The sequence below is a fragment of the Neobacillus sp. KR4-4 genome (assembly GCF_042136325.1).
Taxonomy (GTDB): domain Bacteria; phylum Bacillota; class Bacilli; order Bacillales; family Cytobacillaceae; genus Neobacillus.
This window is the reverse complement of sequence record NZ_JBHHJU010000007.1, coordinates 100,982-119,509: the sequence shown is the minus strand read 5'-3', so window position 1 is coordinate 119,509 and position 18,528 is coordinate 100,982. Positions and strand designations below refer to the sequence as shown.

The window sequence follows — 18,528 nt, the reverse complement described above, 5'->3', positions numbered from 1 at the left end:
CACTATATTCCTTTTTTCATTAAACAACATGGGTATAGTAACAAGTTCACAGTTTGTTTGAAATGTTATGGCGAACTTTTGAACGGCCTCAGTTGCAATATAATGAAAAGGTTATCTCTGAAATAACCGATTTTTTGGAACCTATTTTGCTTACCTTCGTCTAAGGTTGTATGAAAGGGGGATTTCAATGCATGTGATGAAGATCAAAGAGAACCCAACTCCTTGTGAAGCCAGCCATTTATCAAATGAAGAGTTACTCGTTTGGTTGATGGAGAAATACGGAGATATGGTACTAAGGCTCGCCTATACCTATGTGAAAAATAAACAATTAGCAGAAGATATTTCTCAAGAAGTCTTTATTAGTTGTTATAAAAATATGGATCAGTTTCAACAGAAGGCATCCTATAAAACCTGGCTTTACCGGATTGCTGTAAATAGATGTACGGACGTGGTAAAAAGCTGGTCCTATCGAAATATTTACTATAAGGATTTTTTTAGTTTCTTTTTAAAAAGTGAAGTGCCTCTCGCAGAAGAAAACATGATTGAGAACGAAGAAAAAGAGATGATTTTTCAAAAAGTCCTCACTTTGCCTTTGAAACTAAGAGAGGTCATCATTCTTTATTATTATGAAGATTTGTCGATTGATGAAATTGCTACACTCCTACATATCAATGAAAATACCATTAAAACCAGACTTCATCGTGCTAGAAATTCCTTAAAAACTACATTTGAGGGAAGTGATTTTTATGAAAAATAAGCTTGAGTACCCGAAAGACGTAATCAACCTCAAATTTGATGATAGGATGAAACAAAATGTTTTAAACGGTATACAGGGAAACCAAATGAAACGGAGAAAGACGAGGGCGAAACGGTTTATTTATCCAGGTGTTGCAGCCGCGGTCATTTTTGCAGGGTTAATCGGTTCTTCTTACTTTTCCGTCGGAGCGGCTAAGGTAGCTGCCAAAATTCCATACTTTAGTATTTTTATCAAACAGGAAGAATACAAATATGCACTCTATGACGTGATTGGTGATGCCGCTGTTAGTAAAGGGTATAAGTTAGGTTCAATCGATTCCTCGATTCCCAAAAAGGAAATAACGCTGGGAGTATTATATTCAAAAAAAGACTTTAATCACATCAAAGATGAGATCGAGAAAAATCTGAATAAAGCTTTAGTAGCTAAAAACTTTGGAAAATATGACATCACACTCAAAAGACAAGAGGAACGTGTTGTGGAAGAGGATAGCCCAGATGTGAAAAAATACATTGAGGATAGTGTAAAACTGGAGCAAAAAATCATTGACTTGCTGGAGAAAAATCATTATCAAATGGCATTCCCGGTCCAAGTACGAATCAATCAAATTGAAAAGTTTATTTACGTAGCAATCCCGAAAACAGAAACAAAACCGCGAGTGGATGAGTTGAAAAAGATGCTTGTCGCAGCCTCCCGTCCCTATGGTGAGTTTACATTCCGGGTGAGTAGAATTGATATGAAGGCCCGTGCGCAGGAACAGCGCTGGGATGAACTTGGAATCATTCAAATCCTTGGCGGAGGGTTAATGGAAAATAAGGAATTTAAGGTGACCGGCTACAGCTACTCCTTCCATCCCCTGCCGTTGCAATTAGAAATCAAGACATCCATCAAGTCCACCGATTCCGATGCAAAGGAACAAGCGGCAACGATTGTCAATGAAATCAACAGCTTCATTCAGACTGATGGACTCACAAAAAAGGTGCGCAACGATCCCTACGAAATCACCGTCTTCAGCAAGGACAAGAAAAAGCTAAACTAAATGTGGTGCCTGACACCAAAGAAATCCCAGCTGACCATCAGCTGGGATCATGTATGTTTGAAAAAATTCCGCCCAGATATTCGGCATGTTCAAGATATTGGAACACAAAGTGGGCCAATGACATTGGGATTTCTGTATCTTCTACCCAATAATCATAACTGGTTGCGATCGTCTTCTTGATTAGGTCGTTATTAAGCCAATACGGGGCCAGTGAATGATCAAAACCGGCAAGGATGGCAGCAATTTCCTCGGTTGTGGTTATCTTAGACACCTTCTTAGAAAAATGTTCGTTTCACCTCTTCTAATCTATGTGATTATCTTCCCCAAAAACACAAAAAAAAGCTTGGAGTTTTCCTCCAAGCCTTGTTCTTAACGTAATACTCGTGCTGCAGTTGTAAATTTAGACGGATTATACGCAGCAATCTTTACTACATCACCTGTTTGTGGTGCATGGATATACTTCCCACCGCCGATATAGATACCAACATGGTGGGCAGGATTACCCCTAAATACTAAATCACCTTTTTGTACATTATAAGGAGAAATGCTGGTTCCTACATCCTGCTGGTCACGAGAGACCCTCGGAAGGGAAATACCAATATGACGGAACACATATTGGGTGAACCCTGAACAGTCAAACCCATTTGGAGTTGTTCCTCCCCAAACGTATTTAACACCCAAAAATTGTTTAGCATAGGAGATTAACGCATCGGCATCTCCTGAATTAGTCACTGTTTCTTTCGGTGTATCAACGGATTTCGCTGGTTTTTTCACCGGTTTTTCCACCGGAGATTCTTGTTTTGGTTGCGCTGGGCTTTCAGGCGCTTGTTGATCTGCACTTTCTTCCGCTGCTTGACGTGCTCTTTCCTCAGCTGCAACTCTCTCTTGTGCTTCACGTACTGCTCTAGCTTGTGCTTCTTGACGTGCTTTATCTTGTGCACTTTTCAGTGTTTTTTGATTAGCAAGTTGCGCTAGTTGTTGATTTAAGGTATTTTTTGATTCTGCCAATACGGTTTTAATTTCGGCCTTATCTGCTTCAATCTGCTTTTGTTCAGAAACTAAGTCACTTTGGCTCTTTTTTAATTGCGCCAATTCGTTTTCTAACTTTTGCTCCGCACCTAGTAAGTTTTCCTCTTTTTTAGCTAGCGTCTTCATGATATCTGTATTATTATCAAGAATTTGCATAATAGCAGTAGAACGAGTTAGTAACTGTGAAAAGCTTTCAGAAGAAAGAATGAACTCAGCATAAGTGATCATCGGCTGCTGACCTTGCTCCTGCATTGTTTTCAATCTTGCAGTATAGTAGGTTTTGTTCGTCTCTAAATCCTTTTTAGCTTTTTCAATGTCTGCCTTCGTTTTTACGATTTGACCTTGTTGGACTTTAATATCATTGTTTAGTTGTTTGCTTTTCTCCATACCAATGACGATACGGTCGTCAAGTTGTTGAATCTTTGTTTCTATCTCTTCAATTTGATTTTGTGTTGCGGTTATTTGTCCTTCAGTCTCATTGATTTGTTCTTGGGTAACAGTTGGACTTGCAAAAGTCGGGGTTGCTTGAAAGATCGTCGATAATAGAGCTACCATTACCGAATATATTACTAGTTTCCGTTTCATTCCTATTCTCACCTTTTCCAAAAGAAAATTTTTCCGTTTTATATATTTATAGTTTAAGTTTCCAAGAGAATAATAACAATGGAACTAGGGAAAATGTAATGAATTTGTAATGTTATGTAGAATAATTATAGAAAAAGTCGAATAAAAACATCTGGTTTCGTGAAAGTTTCTTAATTTCCGCTTACCAAAATTCCATATTTTAGAAAACCGTAAAAAAATAACCGCCCAATTGAGCGGTCAAAAGCTGGTCGTTACCTTTTAGAAAAAACGTTTTAGACAAAATTCTGTGTCGTATTATTTCTACTAAACCGATAAATCGCAATCAAGAAAAAGGCGGCGGCAAAGGCAAATAGGATAATGAAATTCATATACAAACCGCTCATCGCATTTCCTTCCTGCAGCTTTGTTAACGTATCCAAGGTCCAGCGCTGCGGCAGGAAATCAGCAATTTTTTGCAGGGATTTCGGCATTACTTCCACCGGCCAGAAACAGCCGGAAAGCATGACAGTCGGTGTGATAATTAAATTTTGTAAAGCACCAGCGGCACTGCGGCTGTTAGAAAAAGAAACAATCACTAAAGAGATCCCGACTGATATTAATGAAAACAGTAACATCACACAGGCCGCGGACCAAAACGACATGTTCATGCCAATATGAAAGACGCCTTTCATGATGGTTAACGTAATAACCACCTGGATCGTCATTACAATCATGTTGACCACAATATTGGAGAAAATGTATTTCCGCGCATTAATCGGTGTCGATAATAATCGAAAATAGGTGCGGCTTTCTTTTTCCAACAGAATGATTTCCGCCATATTCCCGGCTGACATTAACATGATCATGATCAAGAAGCCAATTGTTTGGTTGGTCATATTCTTATTTTTCGAACCGTCTTCTAGAGAATGAGTCGTGAGCTTATAGTTCGTCTGCTGAAAATCGCTATACATCTGCTCAAACTTTTGTTGATTTCCTCCCGCCACATAACTGATCGTCGCGATATTATCGATATACTGATGCAAATACGATTTCACGTAAGCGGTAATGGCTGCCCCCTTGATGGAGGTCAATTCGATATGGTCAGGCTTCCCTGCTAAGACACTGTCTGCATACCCTTTTTCAAAGGTAATCACACTATCTAATTTCCCAGAAGAGATTTTATCCTGGACTTGCCCAGCAGCAATCGTTGAAATCTCGACATTCTCCAATCCCTTTAAAAAGCCGATGGTATCCGCAGTGATCTCGCTATTGTCCTCTTGAACAATCCCGACATGAAGGATCGTTTTTTGATCACCTCCATAGACGAGCAGGGCAACGAGGATCCCAATTAACGGCATACACAGGTACATAATAATGTTTTTCTTTTTCCGAAACGTTACACGGAGAGTGTTCTGAATTAACCAGAGGATATCCTTCATTATATTCCCTCCCGTCGTTGCAATGAGACGATTGCTACAAGCAAGAATAGCAGCGCCCCGGATAGATTGATGATGAGCGCCGGAATGGCCGCCGCAAAATCATTCGCGTAAATAATCTTCGTCACCGCTGTATTCATCCAAGTCAGCGGTGAGAGATCAGTGATTAATTTAAAAATACCCTCAGGATTCTCAATTTTAAAATAGGCTCCCCCAAAAAAGGACGATAATTGAACAAATAACATGATAATTACCTTTGGACCCGCACTCGTTTTTGACAAGAAACTAACGCCAATCCCCATGCTGACCGCAAACACCACTTCTGTTAGGAGAACCAGGAATACTAAGCCTAAATGATCACCCCAATTTGCTTTGAAAATGAGTTTGCTAAAAAGGAGGACCAGAACGATACAAATGCTGTTACTGACAAGACTCCCGAGCACTTTTCCTATGAAAATTTCACTCTTTAAAACCGGTGAAGCGATTAGCCGGTCACCCGTCTTTCGTACACGTTCGCTCACAATTAACGAACTAGCAGACATCGCCCCGTACAGAATAATCATCGTCGTGATTACAATCGCATAATAATCCATGGAACCAGGCTGCTGATCGGGAAGCAGGGAGGTCTCCTTAATAAAGTCCGCCGGCTTCTCACGTGTAAAGGCATTCTCCAGCTTTTCCGGTGCCACCTTTATAATCTCCGATGTGATATTGTATTGATCGACAAACGAAGCGAGCATGCCTTGAAGGATAGTCCCTTCAATACTGGTTCCATTATTAACATAGAGCTGAATTCCTTGATCCGTTACTTCGACATAGCCATCATAGGTACCCTGCTTTACTTCTTTTTCGCCATCCGTAGAACCAGCTGCTTTTGTAAAATGAAGCCCCGATTTTTCGACTTCATTAATAAAATGAGGAAAAAACTCACCGTTCGTTGTATCTTTATATAAAACATCGATATCATCGACAATGAGACTGGTCGTAAATGTATTCGACAATGCCGTTCCGAGGACCAACATTAATAAAATCGGAAAAAGTAACATGAAAAACAACGTTCGGGTATCCCGGAAGTCTGTTTTAATTCCCTTCCAGGCGATATTGAGTATATTCAAAGTGAATCCCCCTTATTGGTCACGCAAATTTCTGCCCGTTAATGTTAAAAATACCGTCTCCAAGTTTGGAGCTTTTTCTTGTAAGGAGCGGATTTCCATGTGGCTGCTCATAAAGTGTTCAATGATTTTGTTTAGGTTATTGACCCCGGTATCGGAGTTAATTTTAATCATGTGTTCATCCACGGAAACAGCTTCGACACCATGAATGCTTTTAATCGCCGCTAGGTCCACTTTTTCCGTCGATTTGACCTCAATCCAAACGTCCTTCGTATTGGTAATAATCGATTTCAGCTGCTCCTTCGTTCCTTCGGCAATGATTTTTCCATGATCAATAATCGCAATCCGCGAGCAAATCTCTTCGACTTCTTCCATATAGTGGCTCGTGTAAATGATGGTACAGCCCATTTCGTTTAACTTACGGACCGAGGTTAGAATATAGTTCCTGGATTGGGGGTCAATCCCGACCGTTGGTTCATCCATAATGATCAGCTTCGGACGGTGGGCAATCGCACAGGCGATATTGAGGCGCCGTTTCATCCCGCCCGAAAAACTCTTCGGATAGCTTTTATGCTTATCCTGGAGACCAACAAATTCCAGGGCCTCCTCGACTCGATCATTGAGTTCAGCACCACGCAGGCCGTAAAGTCCCGCAAAGAATTTCACATTTTCATATGCGGTCATATCCTCATAAATAGCGAGATCCTGTGGAACCATGCCAATATTCATTTTGGCCAAGCGGCTGTATTTGGCACTATTTTTACCTAGTATGTTAATCGTCCCTTCATTGCTGCGGAGCAGGCCCGCAATCATATTAATCGTCGTACTTTTCCCAGCTCCATTGGCACCAAGAAAACCAAAGATTTCACCTTCGGCCACAGATAAACTCATATTATCAACTGCAATAAAGTCAGCGAATTTTTTCGTTAAATTCTTAATTTCTAAAACATTCATCCTCTCACCCCTAATTCGTTTGTCTGCTTCCAGTATATAGAAAAAGAATGAACGCGCATAAGTGCAATCGTTCATTCTTTTCATATGAGAATATTCATATTTTCAGCGTGAGATGTTCATGTGATTCTCATGTGCCCAACGGAAGAAGAGTGGTGACGGAAAAACCATTCGTGCTATCGACGATGATCTTTCCATTGACGGCAGCCGTCCGCTCTTCCATCCCAATAATGCCTAAACCTTTTTTGATCATCTCCGTTCCCGCTCCATTATCCTTCACTTCGACTCGAATCATTTTATTTAGGATCTTTAGATTGACCGATACTTGCGTGGCATAAGAATATTTCATCGCATTTGTCAGTGCCTCCGTGACATTTTCATGGATGATTTTCCAATGAATCGGTGCGATGATATCGAGATTGCCTTCATGGGTAAGGACCGTTTTGATTGTCTGTTTGGCATTGAAATCATCTACCAGCAACTTTAAGCGGTGAATCCCCACCTGTTCTGTCGGCGGTTTCATATTTTTTAAGGTCAGGCGGATGTTTTCAATCCCCTCTTTTGAAATATTGATGGCATTTTGGAGGAGCTCGGTGGCTTTATGTTGATCTGTTTCCACCAGCCGTTTTGCCGCTTCCATTTGAAAAAGAGCACCCGTCATCGAGTGGCCAATTTTATCATGGATTTCTTGTGAAATTCGATTGCGCTCCTCCAATTTAAAGGTGTATTCTGACTGGCGGATGTATTCGCTATTTTCATGAATATGTTTGGTAAGTTTCTGGAGCTGCTTTCGCATCTCATCTTTTTGCACTTCATTTTTCTCTAGTTTCTCTCCATAAATGGACGTAATTGAAAAAATCATAAATGAAAGGCAAGCGGCTAAGCCATAAATAGGCTGCAGCCACGCTTTCATATAGAGGATGGGAAGCAATGATAACAATAAAACCGCAACTTTCTTATCGATAAAACTGGCCGCCAGCTCGATAATCGTAAGTGGCAACAGCAAATAAAACAATGGATTTACGATTAGATAAGCCACTGTCAAAATACCAATGGACAGGACATGCAGAACCTTTTTAACGGTATGACTTTTAAAAAGATAGAGTGTGATATTGGCGCAAAAATAAACCAAAAACGCAAGAACCACCCAGGATATATGGCTGACATTGACCTGTGCACATTGAATCGCGATATATACAAGCAAAATCATCTTCGTAATAATTATCCACATTTCCATCTTAATCGATTTTCCCGGTGAGGTAGTAAATCGCGATTTGAGTGCGGTGCTCTAGACCCGTCTTTCCTAAAATCGACGTGATGTAATTCGCGACTGTCCCTTCTGAGATAAATAATTCCTTGGAGATGGCTTTATTGGAATATCCCTTCGCAATTAATGAGAGGATATCCCGTTCCCGCTCGGTAAACTGGGTGAGGTCAATCTTTGTTTCAGCTCCATTATTGACCGGAGACAAATTGGATTTTATTTTTTCAAAAATGACATCCTGAAGAATGCTGTTTCCGTGAAACACACTCTTCATTGCATCCCGGATTTGTTCCGGATCATTATTTTTTAACAAATAGCCTTTTGCCCCATTTTTAATGGCATCAAGAATATATTCATCATCATCAAAGGTCGTTAAAATAATCGGCTTAGTGCTTGTTTGCTCGGCAATCAGCTTCGTTGCTTCCACTCCGTTCATATTGGGCATGCGAACATCAAGCAAGGCAAGATCGACTTCATGGGCGAGACAGTAATCGACTGCCTCTTTTCCATCACTCACGGTGTCGAGCACGGTAAATTCTTCGTATGTAGATAAAATAATTTTCAGGCCTTCCCGAATAAAGGAGTTATCATCTGCGATGATGACCTTTATTTTCATACGTTAACAACCCCCTCCCCCATTTACATCATTTACCTATTATAGCAAGAAATAAGATCATGATTGAATAGGATTAGACATTAAATTCTTGCAGCCTTATCTTATAGAGGCTGCCCGCATTAGTAGATCTAAGTAAAAAAAGCGTACAAGATCCCAACAGAGAGGACTTGTACGCTTTTTTTACTGGGATATGATTATGATTCTAGTTGCTTTCATAGTATTAGCTAAACCCAAAATAATTACTCAAGCAGAAATCTTCGTAAATAACCCCATTTGTAAGTTAATTAACTTATCAAGTCTTTCGCTTAGCTTTACAGTTTCCACTGAATTTAAACCTTCCGATAGCCCCACTCCTATCATTTTATTTCTCAAATTTTCGATTTGTACAAAAAGATCATCGTTATTCATCATCACTAAACTCCTTAATATATGAACTATGTACTTAAAAGTTTATCAATTGAAAGCGCCTACAAGTAACTAGTTTTCGTCATCAAATATCGACATTATTAACTATCATCACGTTGTTTATGACACCTACTCCTAAATTGTTCCTCGGAATATGCCGAAAACTTGGTAACTTTGTGCAAAAAAGTTCACATTCTTGACAAATAATCGAGAATAAGTAAAAAATCTGTGTTTTTGCTCCTTAACTTTGGGTAAGTATAGGGCTAATCCCATTATGTATTCTTGTTATTCCAAGAGCCGTATGATCCCATAAAATCTTTTCAATGGTTTCCCATTGATGCTCTTCACATCGAATGATTAAAACAATTTCCGCTGTGATGCCTTTTCCTCCTCGCTGTTTATTTTTGACAAGGAGTATTTTAATGAAAAAGCCCAAAAGTAACCCGCTGACCGCACCAATAATTCCCCAAATAATCGGCCCCCATTTTAGAACATATCCGTAAATCGCACCGAGCAGCATAAAACAAGTTCCCAGCATCGCAGCACCGTCAAACAAACTCAAACCATCCGCTCGGTGGATCGTATCAAATAACTGCCTTGGCTCCGAACGTTTATCAAGCGGGGCAGCGAGAATCTTTTCTTTAGGTATCCCCTTTTGTTCGATCGCAGAGATAGCTAACTCAATAAATAAGGAATTCTCGAAAGTGGCTATGACATACACCTGATTAACACTCACTTTCTATAGAGGAAAAATAAAGTCTTTACTTTGATATCTTTGCCGTAGAAATTTTGACATTTCTTTTTCACACAATTTGTTGTGCTCAATGGCAGACGCATAAGAATCATAAATAATGAAAAAGTAAATCGAAGGAAAATACAAAGCCCATTGCATATCTAATATTTCTTTGGCATGCGCAAAATTTCCAGTCATCGAGGCATGGATGGCATGTGGAATATGCCCCAAATACGTGATTGCCACGGCATAAACAAAAATAAAGAACCCCGTAATAACATGATGGAGATATAGATGACCAAGACCAGGAAATAAAGTGGACCAGATCAACGCATTGATAGGTTTTCGTTTATCTAAAAAGTTCGTGTCCCATGTTCCCATTTTTATGTTTAAGATAGGCGCGTCCTCGCGGTCGGCCAAGACATACTGCTTATTGAGATCAATGGTTGTCCGATAGCTATCCCAAATACCAAACATGTAAATCGCCAGATACAGAATTAACCACCGATTATCCAGAACATCTTTTGCCTTTTCAAATTCACCTATTAACGTATATAAAATGCCAAGGTTCACTTTCGCTTTTTCGTTTATGAAAGTCTCCCAAAGAATAAGAATATAGCCAGCCATGTAGCGATGCAGCATGATATGACCAAACCCGGGATATGAGAAAGAAAAGAATGCGGCAATCCAAGGATTCTTTAAATGCAATTGTCCCGTTGTAAATTGGGAAAGATATGATCGCTGCCTTCGAAACGGAGGTATTTGATTCACTTGTTGTCCTTTCCCCCTTCAAAAAACATATGTCTCAGCTAGTGTTTACAAATAATGTCATAAATATCCATACCCAGCTAGAATTAGCCAATTTCCAAAAAGAGTGTACAATAGGTTTATGTTCATGAAAGGTTGGGATGAAGGAAGATGGTTTGGAAGATTAATAGTTCAAGGAAAGAACAAGTGGATCGTTTTGGGGTAGTGATTGAAAAGGTCATTGTCCCAAACGGGGAGGAAAGGAACTTTTCCTATTTAGATTTTGCAAAGGGCGTCTGTATCCTCCCCATCACAGCGGATAAGGAAATCATTTGTTTAAAACAATACCGTCATGCGATTAAAAGCTGGGAATGGGAACTGCCCGCGGGAATGATTGACAACGAAAGCGATGCTCCCATCGATACGGCGAAAAGAGAATTGGAAGAAGAGACTGGCAATACAGCTGACTATTGGCTCGATTTAGGCAGTTTTTATCCGTCACCTGGCTCTACCAGCGAGGAAATTTATTTATTCGCAGCTACCGGCCTTCACGCTGTCGAGCAACGACTGGAAAGCAGCGAACAAATCGAATTACATAAATTGACGATGCACGAAGTGAAGACTTTAATTGAAAAAGGCGAATTCAAGCATGGCGCTGGACTTGCTGCGGTATTAAGATATATGTTGATTACCGATAATCGGTAATTAATGATCATCAATAAGAAGTAACAACCCATTGCCGTTACTTCTTATTGATGTTATATCGCTTTTTCCCCTTTAACCCCATTGATCGAATAGCTGACGGTGATCTCTGCATTCAAGGAATGGGAGACGGAGCAGTATTTGTCTTTCGACAATTGTATCGCCCGGACCACTTTATCTTCAGGCAGCTCTCCGTCTAACGCATAATGAATATTAATCGTCGTAAAGCGCTTCGGATGCTCCTCGGCACGCTCTCCTTTTACATCCATTTGAAATGCGGATGGCTCAAGACGCATTTTGTTCAAGATCGAGATAATATCAATCCCCGTACAGCCGGCAACCGCCTCTAGCAGCAGCTCCGTTGGTCTTGGACCGGAATTCTCCCCGCCCACTTCTGGTGCCGCATCCATAATAAATTCATGCCCGGTGGGGGTGACCCCCGAAAATGCCATTTTCCCTTTCCAGTTTATTGATAAATCCATACACATCCCCCTTTCATTCATTTATTTTTACCCATGAATCACTTCCTTATTTTACATTTTTTCATGGTGAACGATTAGTAGTTTTGATTAGTTATTTTACGAATACATTCAAGTCATATCACTAGTAATCTAGTTCATTTTCCAACTATTATTTGTTTTTTCTTACTAGATGTTTGAAAGAAAGGAATTGAATAAAAGATTCTTAGATTTGCTTCTTTATGACAAAATGAGCAGGTGCAATGATAATTATCAACTTTAACAACATGAGGAACTTCCAGTCCTTTGAGTGCTTCCCTTACATGTTTTTTACAAACAAACACGATGATACCTACTTTCAGCAAATTTCCTTAATGCCATTCAGGATAATTTAAAAAAGATCGTTAACTCCAATAACTTCATATAGACTTTACACTTTGTGCTTTACTCATTATCAATCGCAGACCTTAATTGATAATCATTATCAATACCTAATATAAATAATAATTGAAAATGATTATCAACGTCAATAATAAAGAGCGAATTTTCAGCTTTTTTTGGAAAGATTAGTAGTTATTCGTGACCGTTTGCATTGTAAAAAGCCATCGACGGGAACGATTAGCCGTTATTCATGACCGTTTCCATGAAAAAAAGCCCTTATCGGTCACGATTAGGGCTTTTCTTGCAATTGTTGAAATTAAAATCTCTCAAGTAATTCTATGATTACTTTATATGTAGATGTCGTGTCCATGTAGGCATATCTACCTTTCCCATTCCAGAAGTTTCCTCTCTGAATGACGGGATAGCCCATGTCCTCTAGTAATCTCATCTTTTCCTCCATGTCATCGACCACGAAGGAAATATGGTGAACTCCTTCGCCATATGTTTCAAGGTGCTTTTTCCACGTGCTTGGTGAATCACCCGGCTCGATTAATTCTAGTTGAAGTAATGGGGTATTGATAAACATGTATTTGGAGTCAGCCTCCGTTGGCTTTCCTTCAAAAGTAACCTGTGTAAGCTCACTTGGTCCAGATTGAATCACGGGTGGCTTTTCGACATCTAGTAACTTGCAGTACGCTTCAGCTGCAGCGTCCAAATCTCTCACAACAATGGCCAGCTGCTCGACTTTATTGGTTCCTAACAAAGGAGTGAATACATCTGCAGCAGGTGCCGTATCTCTCGGCTCAGCACTTTCTAGTAGCTCCATGAGTGTCTTATGACTATTTAACGTATCCACATATACATATCTTCCATCACTAGATGTAAATTCCCCGCTTTGCAGCAACGGAAATCCGTTCTCTGCAAAAACAGGCAGCTTCTCTTTAATAGAGTCCACATCAAAAGCAATATGATGGATACCTTCCCCCACCGTATCTAAAAAATCGCGCATCGTACCAGGTTCCAAGTCAGGTTCAATCAATTCGATCTGTACGGTTGGTGTGTTTAAGAACACGAGTTTACTACGGGAATCGGTTGGCTGACCGCGAAAGACCACTTTAGAAACATCACGGTCGCCTGTTAGAAACCACTTCGGTGTCGGGATCCCCAGAAGTTTCGCAAATGCTTCGGAAGCCTGCTCTATATCACGAACAACGAATGCAATTTGATTAATGACGTTATTTCCAGCTAACGGCTTTAATTCTGTTAATGATTTTTCGGTCATTTATATTCCCCCAGTTTTTCATGCTAATATCAACCTAGTCCGCGAACGGCCAAGCCTCCATCACTTGAAATCACTTCACCTGTAATTGCGCGGGCCTGATCGGAAGCGAGCAGGAGATAGGATCCGACATGATCTTCCGATTGCATCGCAATTTGGAGTGGATTCCGTTTCTTTATACTCTTCTCTTTTGTCTCATTATCGACGGTTTTTACAAAAGGCTGCAGCGGCGGAATGACATGAAGCGCGGTTAACGTTCCTCCAGGCGCGACCGCATTGACTCGAATGTCGGGTGCTAATTCAAACGCAAGTTGTCGCATTAACCCAATTTGGGCATGCTTGCTCGCCGTATACCAAACACCGCCCCCATCTGGATAAAAACCGGCCCCAGAAACGGTGAAAATCATGTTCCCGGCTGTTTTCTTCAGCTCCGCAGTGGCCGCTTTTGCCCCATTGAAATATCCCTTCACATTGATCGTAAATAGGAGGTCATAGGCCGCAGACATCGCTTCCGGAGTGACATTTTCAAATTTGGCGAATCCATCGAATACACCGGCATTCGCCACAAACACATCTAATTTTCCATAGGTTTCAACTGCTGTTTGTACGGCTCGCACATGGTCTTCATAGACGGTCACGTCACCTTCAATACATTGAACCTGTTCTCCAAATTGCTGTTTGAGCTCATTTAGTCCGGCTAGTGACCGATCAAGAATGGTGACAACCGCACCTTCTTTCACAAATGCCTCAGTGACAGCTTTTCCAATCCCGGAGGCACCTCCGGTCAAATAGACTGATTTTCCTGTGAGTTGAGCCATCATGGTGCTCCTTTCTACTTTAGCTACTATACAAAAATAGCCAGATTCCTAGTATTTAATGTCGTTTGATCTACAATGAATACTCGCTTAGAAAGCTTCCATTCTCCATCCACATAGGTAAACTCATCTTGACGCTCCCCTGAAATTAAATCATGATGGATATCCGTACTGCGGCTGCGGTAGATGGTTAAATAACTGTGGACGACTGCCTTTTCATTCGGAACGTACTCGATGAGACGCACGTTATTGACAGACCTCCGTGTCCGCGACGGCGGTATCTCAGCCCAAGCGTAATCGGTTTTTAAACGGTCAACGCGAATTTTCAATAATTCAATATCATCATCAAACGCAAACATATCTAAAGAATAATCGGGGCGCAGGGTCCCTTCCTTATTGACCCGAACCGGCATTTGATAGGAGATAGCTGGATGCAGCATGTTAAACCAGCCATCAAAATCAATATCATCAAGGAACTTTGCCTCTTCATACAGCCATTGTTCAAATTCATAAGTTGCCAGCATTTTCTCTAAACTCATACATGACTCCTCCCATCTTTCATACGTATTTCAAAAAGGCCCTCATACATCAGGTCGTCATTAGATCGAGCCAGTAACGATAAAAGTTCCGTTGATTGGCCTCCGTGAATTTATCATCAAAAACCACACCAGGTCCTACAAAATCTCCGACAGGTTGACGATGTAACCCCATCGTATAATTAAAGGTCAATTGTTTCACTAAAGGCATTGTCCCAGTGGCAGCCGCGGTAATATCCGTAAATACCTCGGTATCATCCTGTTCAAAGATACCAGACGGACTGAAGGTTAATATAAACGACTCACGAGAACGCTTTTTCCAATCAAGTGATGCATTTTTCTCAACTAAAAACCAAGTAATGACCTCCATTTTGTCGACACCCACCGGCCTCCAGAGACGAACCGAAGTATTCGAGATCAACTGGCCCTTTACCTTTGTATGAGAAATTAAGAAGGAGAGATTCGGAAAAGTATTTCCAATCATATTTTTTAAATTGGACAAGACGTCAAATTGTTCTTCGGTTAAATTGGATTTATATTCATCTTTCAGCTCTTCAGGGAAAGCAAAATCCGGATTTGGTGTCCCAAGATTTAAACCATGTCCATGGCTTGTATGGATTTGATACCCTTTTTTGGAATAGGTCGCACTTGGAACCATTCCCAATTTAACAATCGACCCATGCGTCACCATCGTATGGTAGGAATCACCGACAAAATTGTCGGCACCAATTTTCCAGTTTGATTGAATAATAAACCGTTGCGGCGGCCCGACCACTTCCATTTCGGCACGTCCCACTAAAATATCAAGATACCATTTAAAATCACCTAGAAAATCTTCTAATGATTCTGCCTCGTCATTCCATGTACCAAAGATCAGGCCTTTGTAGGTTTCGATTCTGACTTTATGAAGCCCTAAACCCGATTTATCAAAGCCTTCACCGTAAATATCCTTTTGGAGCGGAACGCCGACACAATCGCCATTGTTTTTAAAATTAAAGCCATGATATGGACAGGTAAAGGAAGATTTATTACCGGCATCCGCACGGCAAAGCTTCATACCGCGATGGGTACACATATTATAGAGGCCGCGAATTTCACCATCAGCACCGCGTGTAAGAATGACAGAATAACCCGCTACATCTCTCGTAATGAAATCATTTTTATTGGGGATTTCTGATTCATGACCAATAAACAACCAGGTTTTTAAAAATACCTTCTTATGTTCAATGTCATAAATCTTTGGGTCGCCTAAAAGCGAGGCAGGAATGGAGCCCTCTTCTGGTCGAACGGATTCGATTAAGTATTCAATGGCTTCTTTTTGCGACATTTCTTCAAGATTGATGTTCGTTTTAATCATAGGCCTATCCCCCAATTTTTCTCATATTCACAGGAGAATGAGATCAACTCTTCGGGTTCCCCCTGTTTTTTTACTATTATAAAATTATTTTATCATTATCCCACTTTAACAACCGCATCTTTATTTTTCAAAACAGACAACACACTCAGCGCAGCCAAGTAACTTGTCTTCGGATTATTCGGCATTGGATCATTTTCCACTTGTAGTGATAGTTTTCCGAAAGATCCTGTTGCCTCAATGGAATGACTATTTTTCCTCACGGTTGGATCAGAGATAATTTTCACACCAGTTTGTTCTGGACCCAGCCCCGCCAAAGACAAAATAATCGATACATTAATATTCTTCGGGAATAATTCAATTGCTTCATTTGCCGAGCCTTCGAACATCACTTGTTCTCGGTCAGCAGGTGCTCCAGGCAATGCTTGCGGCGGTTTCCTTGTAATAATCGAAACCGATTCTAGTTCGCCGATCGATTTAGCTGCTTTCAAGACATCCAAGCCTCCGATGGCCCCTGCAGGTAAATGGATTCTCGTGCCGCTTGCTTGACAGATTCCTTCAAGTTCCCTATAAAAATCCACATCGGCCAGGGCACCCACACTGCTTAACACTAAATCTTTTCCCTTTGCCAGAATGGAAGCCGCATGGTCTTTCACCACTTCAATGGTCGCAGCTTCAATTACTACGTCAATCGCAGGATCTTCGATTAACCGTTGAACATCCTGATAATTTGCTGTATCAAACTCAGCAGCAAGCTGCTCTGCCGTTTGATTATTTCTTGTATAGAGGCCGACAATTTTACCATCCGGAAGAAGTCCTTCGATATTGATGCGTTGAAGAAGGAACTTGCCAATATTTCCTCCCCCAATTAACCCTATTCTCATCCCGACTCCCCCTTAGTTAGCCAAACCATATGAATCTGCGAAATATTCGAGCCCGCAATGCCTTGTTTCACGAGAAAGACCACTTTCCTTTAATCCAGGGAAATCAAGATGAAGGTCTTGGAAAACCGTATGATTATTATGAAAAACAGCCCCTGCTTCCAACCGGTCCGCTAACTTCACGGCCAATGCTTCATCCTCTGTCCAAACAGACGCCCTTAAACCAAATTCACTGTCATTAGCTAGTCGTACGACCTCATCCACATCTGAGAACGGTAAAATCGGAATCACCGGACCAAATTGTTCCGCACGCACAATTTCACTGGATTGCGCTGCTCCAGTAATAATCGTCGGTGCAATAAAATAACCTTGTTCCCACGATTCCGGGTCGAGCTGAATTCCGCCCGTAATCACATTTGCTCCTGCATCAGCAGCCCGATTAATCAAGCCGTTTACATAGTCATATTGGGACTTGTTATTTAATGGACCCATTTCGACATCCGGTTGAATCCCATTGCCCACTCGAATGTGGCTGAATTCCTTCGTTAATTTTTCAACGACCTCTTTATAACGTGATTCGTGCACATAGATCCTTTTAATGGCGGAGCACACTTGCCCTGCCGCACGGAGAACACCAAACCGAAGACGCTTCACCGCTTCATCATCTAAATTCGCATCAGCAAGAAGAATCGCTGCATCATTCCCGCCCAGTTCCATATATAATTTTTTGACGGTCCCGGCAGCAGCGCGCATAATTTCTTTGCCCGTTTCGGTACTGCCAACGAATGCAATCGTGCGCACCCGCGGGTCGGAACAAAGTGCATCCCCAATCACACCGCCTGAACCTGTCACGATATTAATGACCCCAGCAGGAAAATAGGAAGCGACCACTTTTAAAAACGTCATAATCGTTAAAGGGCAACTCGTTGCGGGCTTCACCACGACGGTATTTCCTGCCAGCACCGCAGGAATAACTCGCTTAAAGGTAAGAATCAGCGGGGAGTTCCACGGAGAGATAATTGCTGCTACCCCGCGTGGACGCTTGCGGATCTGCACCTTTTGACTCCCTGGCAGGCTCTCCGGCTTCCACCATTCAAGAAGTTCGTCTGCTCCTTGTTTCATGATATCGACACAACGCAGCAAATCTTTCTTCGCTTCAACAAGTACCTTGCCATTCTCGCGAACTAGTAAACTAACATTCTCTTCCACGATGGCCTTAATCTCTTCCGCTGCAAGCCTCATCTGGTTGGCCCGGTCTTCAATCTCACTTTGCGACCAGCTTTCATAGGCTTTCGCTGCGGTTCCCACTGCTTCTTCTACATCCGCTTTTGAACATAGTGCCACTTCGCCGACCACTTCACTCGTCTGTGCCGGATTGATGACTTTTGCTGTTTTTTCAGCTTGGATCCACTGACCGCCAATTAAGTATTTTCCTGAAACATATGGATGTGTTGAAATCACGTTTATTCCTC

General features: G+C 41.3%; 20 protein-coding genes. 3 read left to right on the top strand and 17 right to left on the bottom strand.

Going from position 1 to position 18,528, the window contains the following annotated elements:
* Positions 1-187 precede the first annotated feature (187 nt).
* Entirely contained in the window at positions 188-757 is a 570-nt protein-coding gene (locus tag ACE198_RS09630) for a sigma-70 family RNA polymerase sigma factor (RefSeq protein ID WP_375375388.1), read from the top strand.
* Complete coding sequence (locus tag ACE198_RS09625) at positions 747-1,793, top strand: DUF4030 domain-containing protein (RefSeq protein ID WP_375375387.1); 1,047 nt, start codon at positions 747-749, stop codon at positions 1,791-1,793. Before ACE198_RS09630 ends, ACE198_RS09625 begins: the two co-directional genes overlap by 11 nt.
* A gap of 37 nt (positions 1,794-1,830) precedes the next feature.
* Here ACE198_RS09625 and ACE198_RS09620 read toward each other — a convergent pair whose 3' ends face one another.
* From ACE198_RS09620 to ACE198_RS09575, 10 genes are all read right to left on the bottom strand, one after another.
* Positions 1,831-2,064, bottom strand: a complete 234-nt coding sequence (locus ACE198_RS09620) for a hypothetical protein (protein WP_375375386.1) — start codon at positions 2,062-2,064, stop codon at positions 1,831-1,833.
* 98 nt (positions 2,065-2,162) lie between these two features.
* Complete coding sequence (locus ACE198_RS09615) at positions 2,163-3,407, bottom strand: C40 family peptidase (RefSeq protein WP_375375385.1); 1,245 nt, start codon at positions 3,405-3,407, stop codon at positions 2,163-2,165.
* A gap of 272 nt (positions 3,408-3,679) precedes the next feature.
* A complete protein-coding gene (locus tag ACE198_RS09610; protein ID WP_375375384.1) occupies positions 3,680-4,825 on the bottom strand; it encodes an ABC transporter permease in 1,146 nt (381 codons plus the stop codon).
* Positions 4,825-5,937, bottom strand: a complete 1,113-nt coding sequence (locus ACE198_RS09605; protein ID WP_375375383.1) for an ABC transporter permease — start codon at positions 5,935-5,937, stop codon at positions 4,825-4,827. Before ACE198_RS09605 ends, ACE198_RS09610 begins: the two co-directional genes overlap by 1 nt.
* Positions 5,938-5,949: 12 nt before the next feature.
* Complete coding sequence (locus ACE198_RS09600; protein ID WP_098574077.1) at positions 5,950-6,888, bottom strand: ABC transporter ATP-binding protein; 939 nt, start codon at positions 6,886-6,888, stop codon at positions 5,950-5,952.
* A gap of 127 nt (positions 6,889-7,015) precedes the next feature.
* On the bottom strand, positions 7,016-8,122 hold the full coding sequence (locus tag ACE198_RS09595; protein WP_375375382.1) for a sensor histidine kinase: 1,107 nt from the start codon (positions 8,120-8,122) through the stop codon (positions 7,016-7,018).
* Between the two features lies 1 nt (position 8,123).
* Positions 8,124-8,765 carry a response regulator gene (locus ACE198_RS09590; RefSeq protein WP_375375381.1) on the bottom strand — a complete coding sequence of 214 codons (642 nt, stop codon included), beginning with the start codon at positions 8,763-8,765 and terminating at the stop codon, positions 8,124-8,126.
* A gap of 243 nt (positions 8,766-9,008) precedes the next feature.
* A complete protein-coding gene (locus tag ACE198_RS09585; RefSeq protein WP_375375380.1) occupies positions 9,009-9,173 on the bottom strand; it encodes a Spo0E family sporulation regulatory protein-aspartic acid phosphatase in 165 nt (54 codons plus the stop codon).
* 238 nt (positions 9,174-9,411) lie between these two features.
* The gene (locus ACE198_RS09580) at positions 9,412-9,891 is read right to left on the bottom strand and encodes a hypothetical protein (RefSeq protein ID WP_375375379.1); all 480 of its coding nucleotides are present in this window, start codon (positions 9,889-9,891) and stop codon (positions 9,412-9,414) included.
* 18 nt (positions 9,892-9,909) lie between these two features.
* Positions 9,910-10,674 carry a hypothetical protein gene (locus ACE198_RS09575; protein ID WP_375375378.1) on the bottom strand — a complete coding sequence of 255 codons (765 nt, stop codon included), beginning with the start codon at positions 10,672-10,674 and terminating at the stop codon, positions 9,910-9,912.
* Between the two features lie 147 nt (positions 10,675-10,821).
* Between ACE198_RS09575 and ACE198_RS09570 the strand changes: the two genes are divergently transcribed.
* Positions 10,822-11,355 (top strand): NUDIX hydrolase, encoded by a 534-nt coding sequence (locus ACE198_RS09570; protein ID WP_098574063.1) that lies wholly within the window; start codon positions 10,822-10,824, stop codon positions 11,353-11,355.
* Positions 11,356-11,408: 53 nt separating this feature from the next.
* Here the strand turns inward: ACE198_RS09570 and ACE198_RS09565 are convergent, their stop codons facing one another.
* From ACE198_RS09565 to ACE198_RS09535, 7 genes are all read right to left on the bottom strand, one after another.
* On the bottom strand, positions 11,409-11,834 hold the full coding sequence (locus ACE198_RS09565) for an OsmC family protein (RefSeq protein ID WP_375375377.1): 426 nt from the start codon (positions 11,832-11,834) through the stop codon (positions 11,409-11,411).
* A 673-nt stretch (positions 11,835-12,507) separates the two neighbouring features.
* The gene (locus tag ACE198_RS09560) at positions 12,508-13,473 is read right to left on the bottom strand and encodes a VOC family protein (RefSeq protein WP_375375376.1); all 966 of its coding nucleotides are present in this window, start codon (positions 13,471-13,473) and stop codon (positions 12,508-12,510) included.
* A 29-nt stretch (positions 13,474-13,502) separates the two neighbouring features.
* Positions 13,503-14,288 (bottom strand): SDR family NAD(P)-dependent oxidoreductase, encoded by a 786-nt coding sequence (locus ACE198_RS09555; RefSeq protein WP_375375375.1) that lies wholly within the window; start codon positions 14,286-14,288, stop codon positions 13,503-13,505.
* Positions 14,289-14,314: 26 nt separating this feature from the next.
* Positions 14,315-14,824, bottom strand: coding sequence for an aromatic-ring-hydroxylating dioxygenase subunit beta (locus ACE198_RS09550; protein WP_375375374.1), 510 nt, complete (start codon positions 14,822-14,824; stop codon positions 14,315-14,317).
* Between the two features lie 49 nt (positions 14,825-14,873).
* Positions 14,874-16,178 (bottom strand): aromatic ring-hydroxylating oxygenase subunit alpha, encoded by a 1,305-nt coding sequence (locus tag ACE198_RS09545; protein ID WP_375375373.1) that lies wholly within the window; start codon positions 16,176-16,178, stop codon positions 14,874-14,876.
* Positions 16,179-16,273: 95 nt separating this feature from the next.
* Positions 16,274-17,059 carry an aspartate dehydrogenase gene (nadX, locus tag ACE198_RS09540; RefSeq protein ID WP_375375372.1) on the bottom strand — a complete coding sequence of 262 codons (786 nt, stop codon included), beginning with the start codon at positions 17,057-17,059 and terminating at the stop codon, positions 16,274-16,276.
* Positions 17,060-17,071: 12 nt separating this feature from the next.
* The gene (locus tag ACE198_RS09535; protein WP_375375371.1) at positions 17,072-18,517 is read right to left on the bottom strand and encodes an aldehyde dehydrogenase family protein; all 1,446 of its coding nucleotides are present in this window, start codon (positions 18,515-18,517) and stop codon (positions 17,072-17,074) included.
* Positions 18,518-18,528 lie beyond the last annotated feature (11 nt).

Bases quoted from the DNA above. Each gene is read 5' to 3' on its own strand.
- ACE198_RS09550 (WP_375375374.1), bottom strand. From the start codon at position 14,824: ATGAGTTTAGAGAAAATGCTGGCAACTTATGAATTTGAACAATGGCTG.
- ACE198_RS09600 (WP_098574077.1), bottom strand. From the start codon at position 6,888: ATGAATGTTTTAGAAATTAAGAATTTAACGAAAAAATTCGCTGACTTT.
- ACE198_RS09625 (WP_375375387.1), top strand. From the start codon at position 747: ATGAAAAATAAGCTTGAGTACCCGAAAGACGTAATCAACCTCAAATTT.
- ACE198_RS09615 (WP_375375385.1), bottom strand. From the start codon at position 3,407: ATGAAACGGAAACTAGTAATATATTCGGTAATGGTAGCTCTATTATCG.
- ACE198_RS09585 (WP_375375380.1), bottom strand. From the start codon at position 9,173: ATGAATAACGATGATCTTTTTGTACAAATCGAAAATTTGAGAAATAAA.
- ACE198_RS09595 (WP_375375382.1), bottom strand. From the start codon at position 8,122: ATGGAAATGTGGATAATTATTACGAAGATGATTTTGCTTGTATATATC.
- ACE198_RS09610 (WP_375375384.1), bottom strand. From the start codon at position 4,825: ATGAAGGATATCCTCTGGTTAATTCAGAACACTCTCCGTGTAACGTTT.
- nadX (WP_375375372.1), bottom strand. From the start codon at position 17,059: ATGAGAATAGGGTTAATTGGGGGAGGAAATATTGGCAAGTTCCTTCTT.
- ACE198_RS09630 (WP_375375388.1), top strand. From the start codon at position 188: ATGCATGTGATGAAGATCAAAGAGAACCCAACTCCTTGTGAAGCCAGC.
- ACE198_RS09560 (WP_375375376.1), bottom strand. From the start codon at position 13,473: ATGACCGAAAAATCATTAACAGAATTAAAGCCGTTAGCTGGAAATAAC.
- ACE198_RS09590 (WP_375375381.1), bottom strand. From the start codon at position 8,765: ATGAAAATAAAGGTCATCATCGCAGATGATAACTCCTTTATTCGGGAA.
- ACE198_RS09555 (WP_375375375.1), bottom strand. From the start codon at position 14,288: ATGGCTCAACTCACAGGAAAATCAGTCTATTTGACCGGAGGTGCCTCC.
- ACE198_RS09570 (WP_098574063.1), top strand. From the start codon at position 10,822: ATGGTTTGGAAGATTAATAGTTCAAGGAAAGAACAAGTGGATCGTTTT.
- ACE198_RS09545 (WP_375375373.1), bottom strand. From the start codon at position 16,178: ATGATTAAAACGAACATCAATCTTGAAGAAATGTCGCAAAAAGAAGCC.
- ACE198_RS09565 (WP_375375377.1), bottom strand. From the start codon at position 11,834: ATGGATTTATCAATAAACTGGAAAGGGAAAATGGCATTTTCGGGGGTC.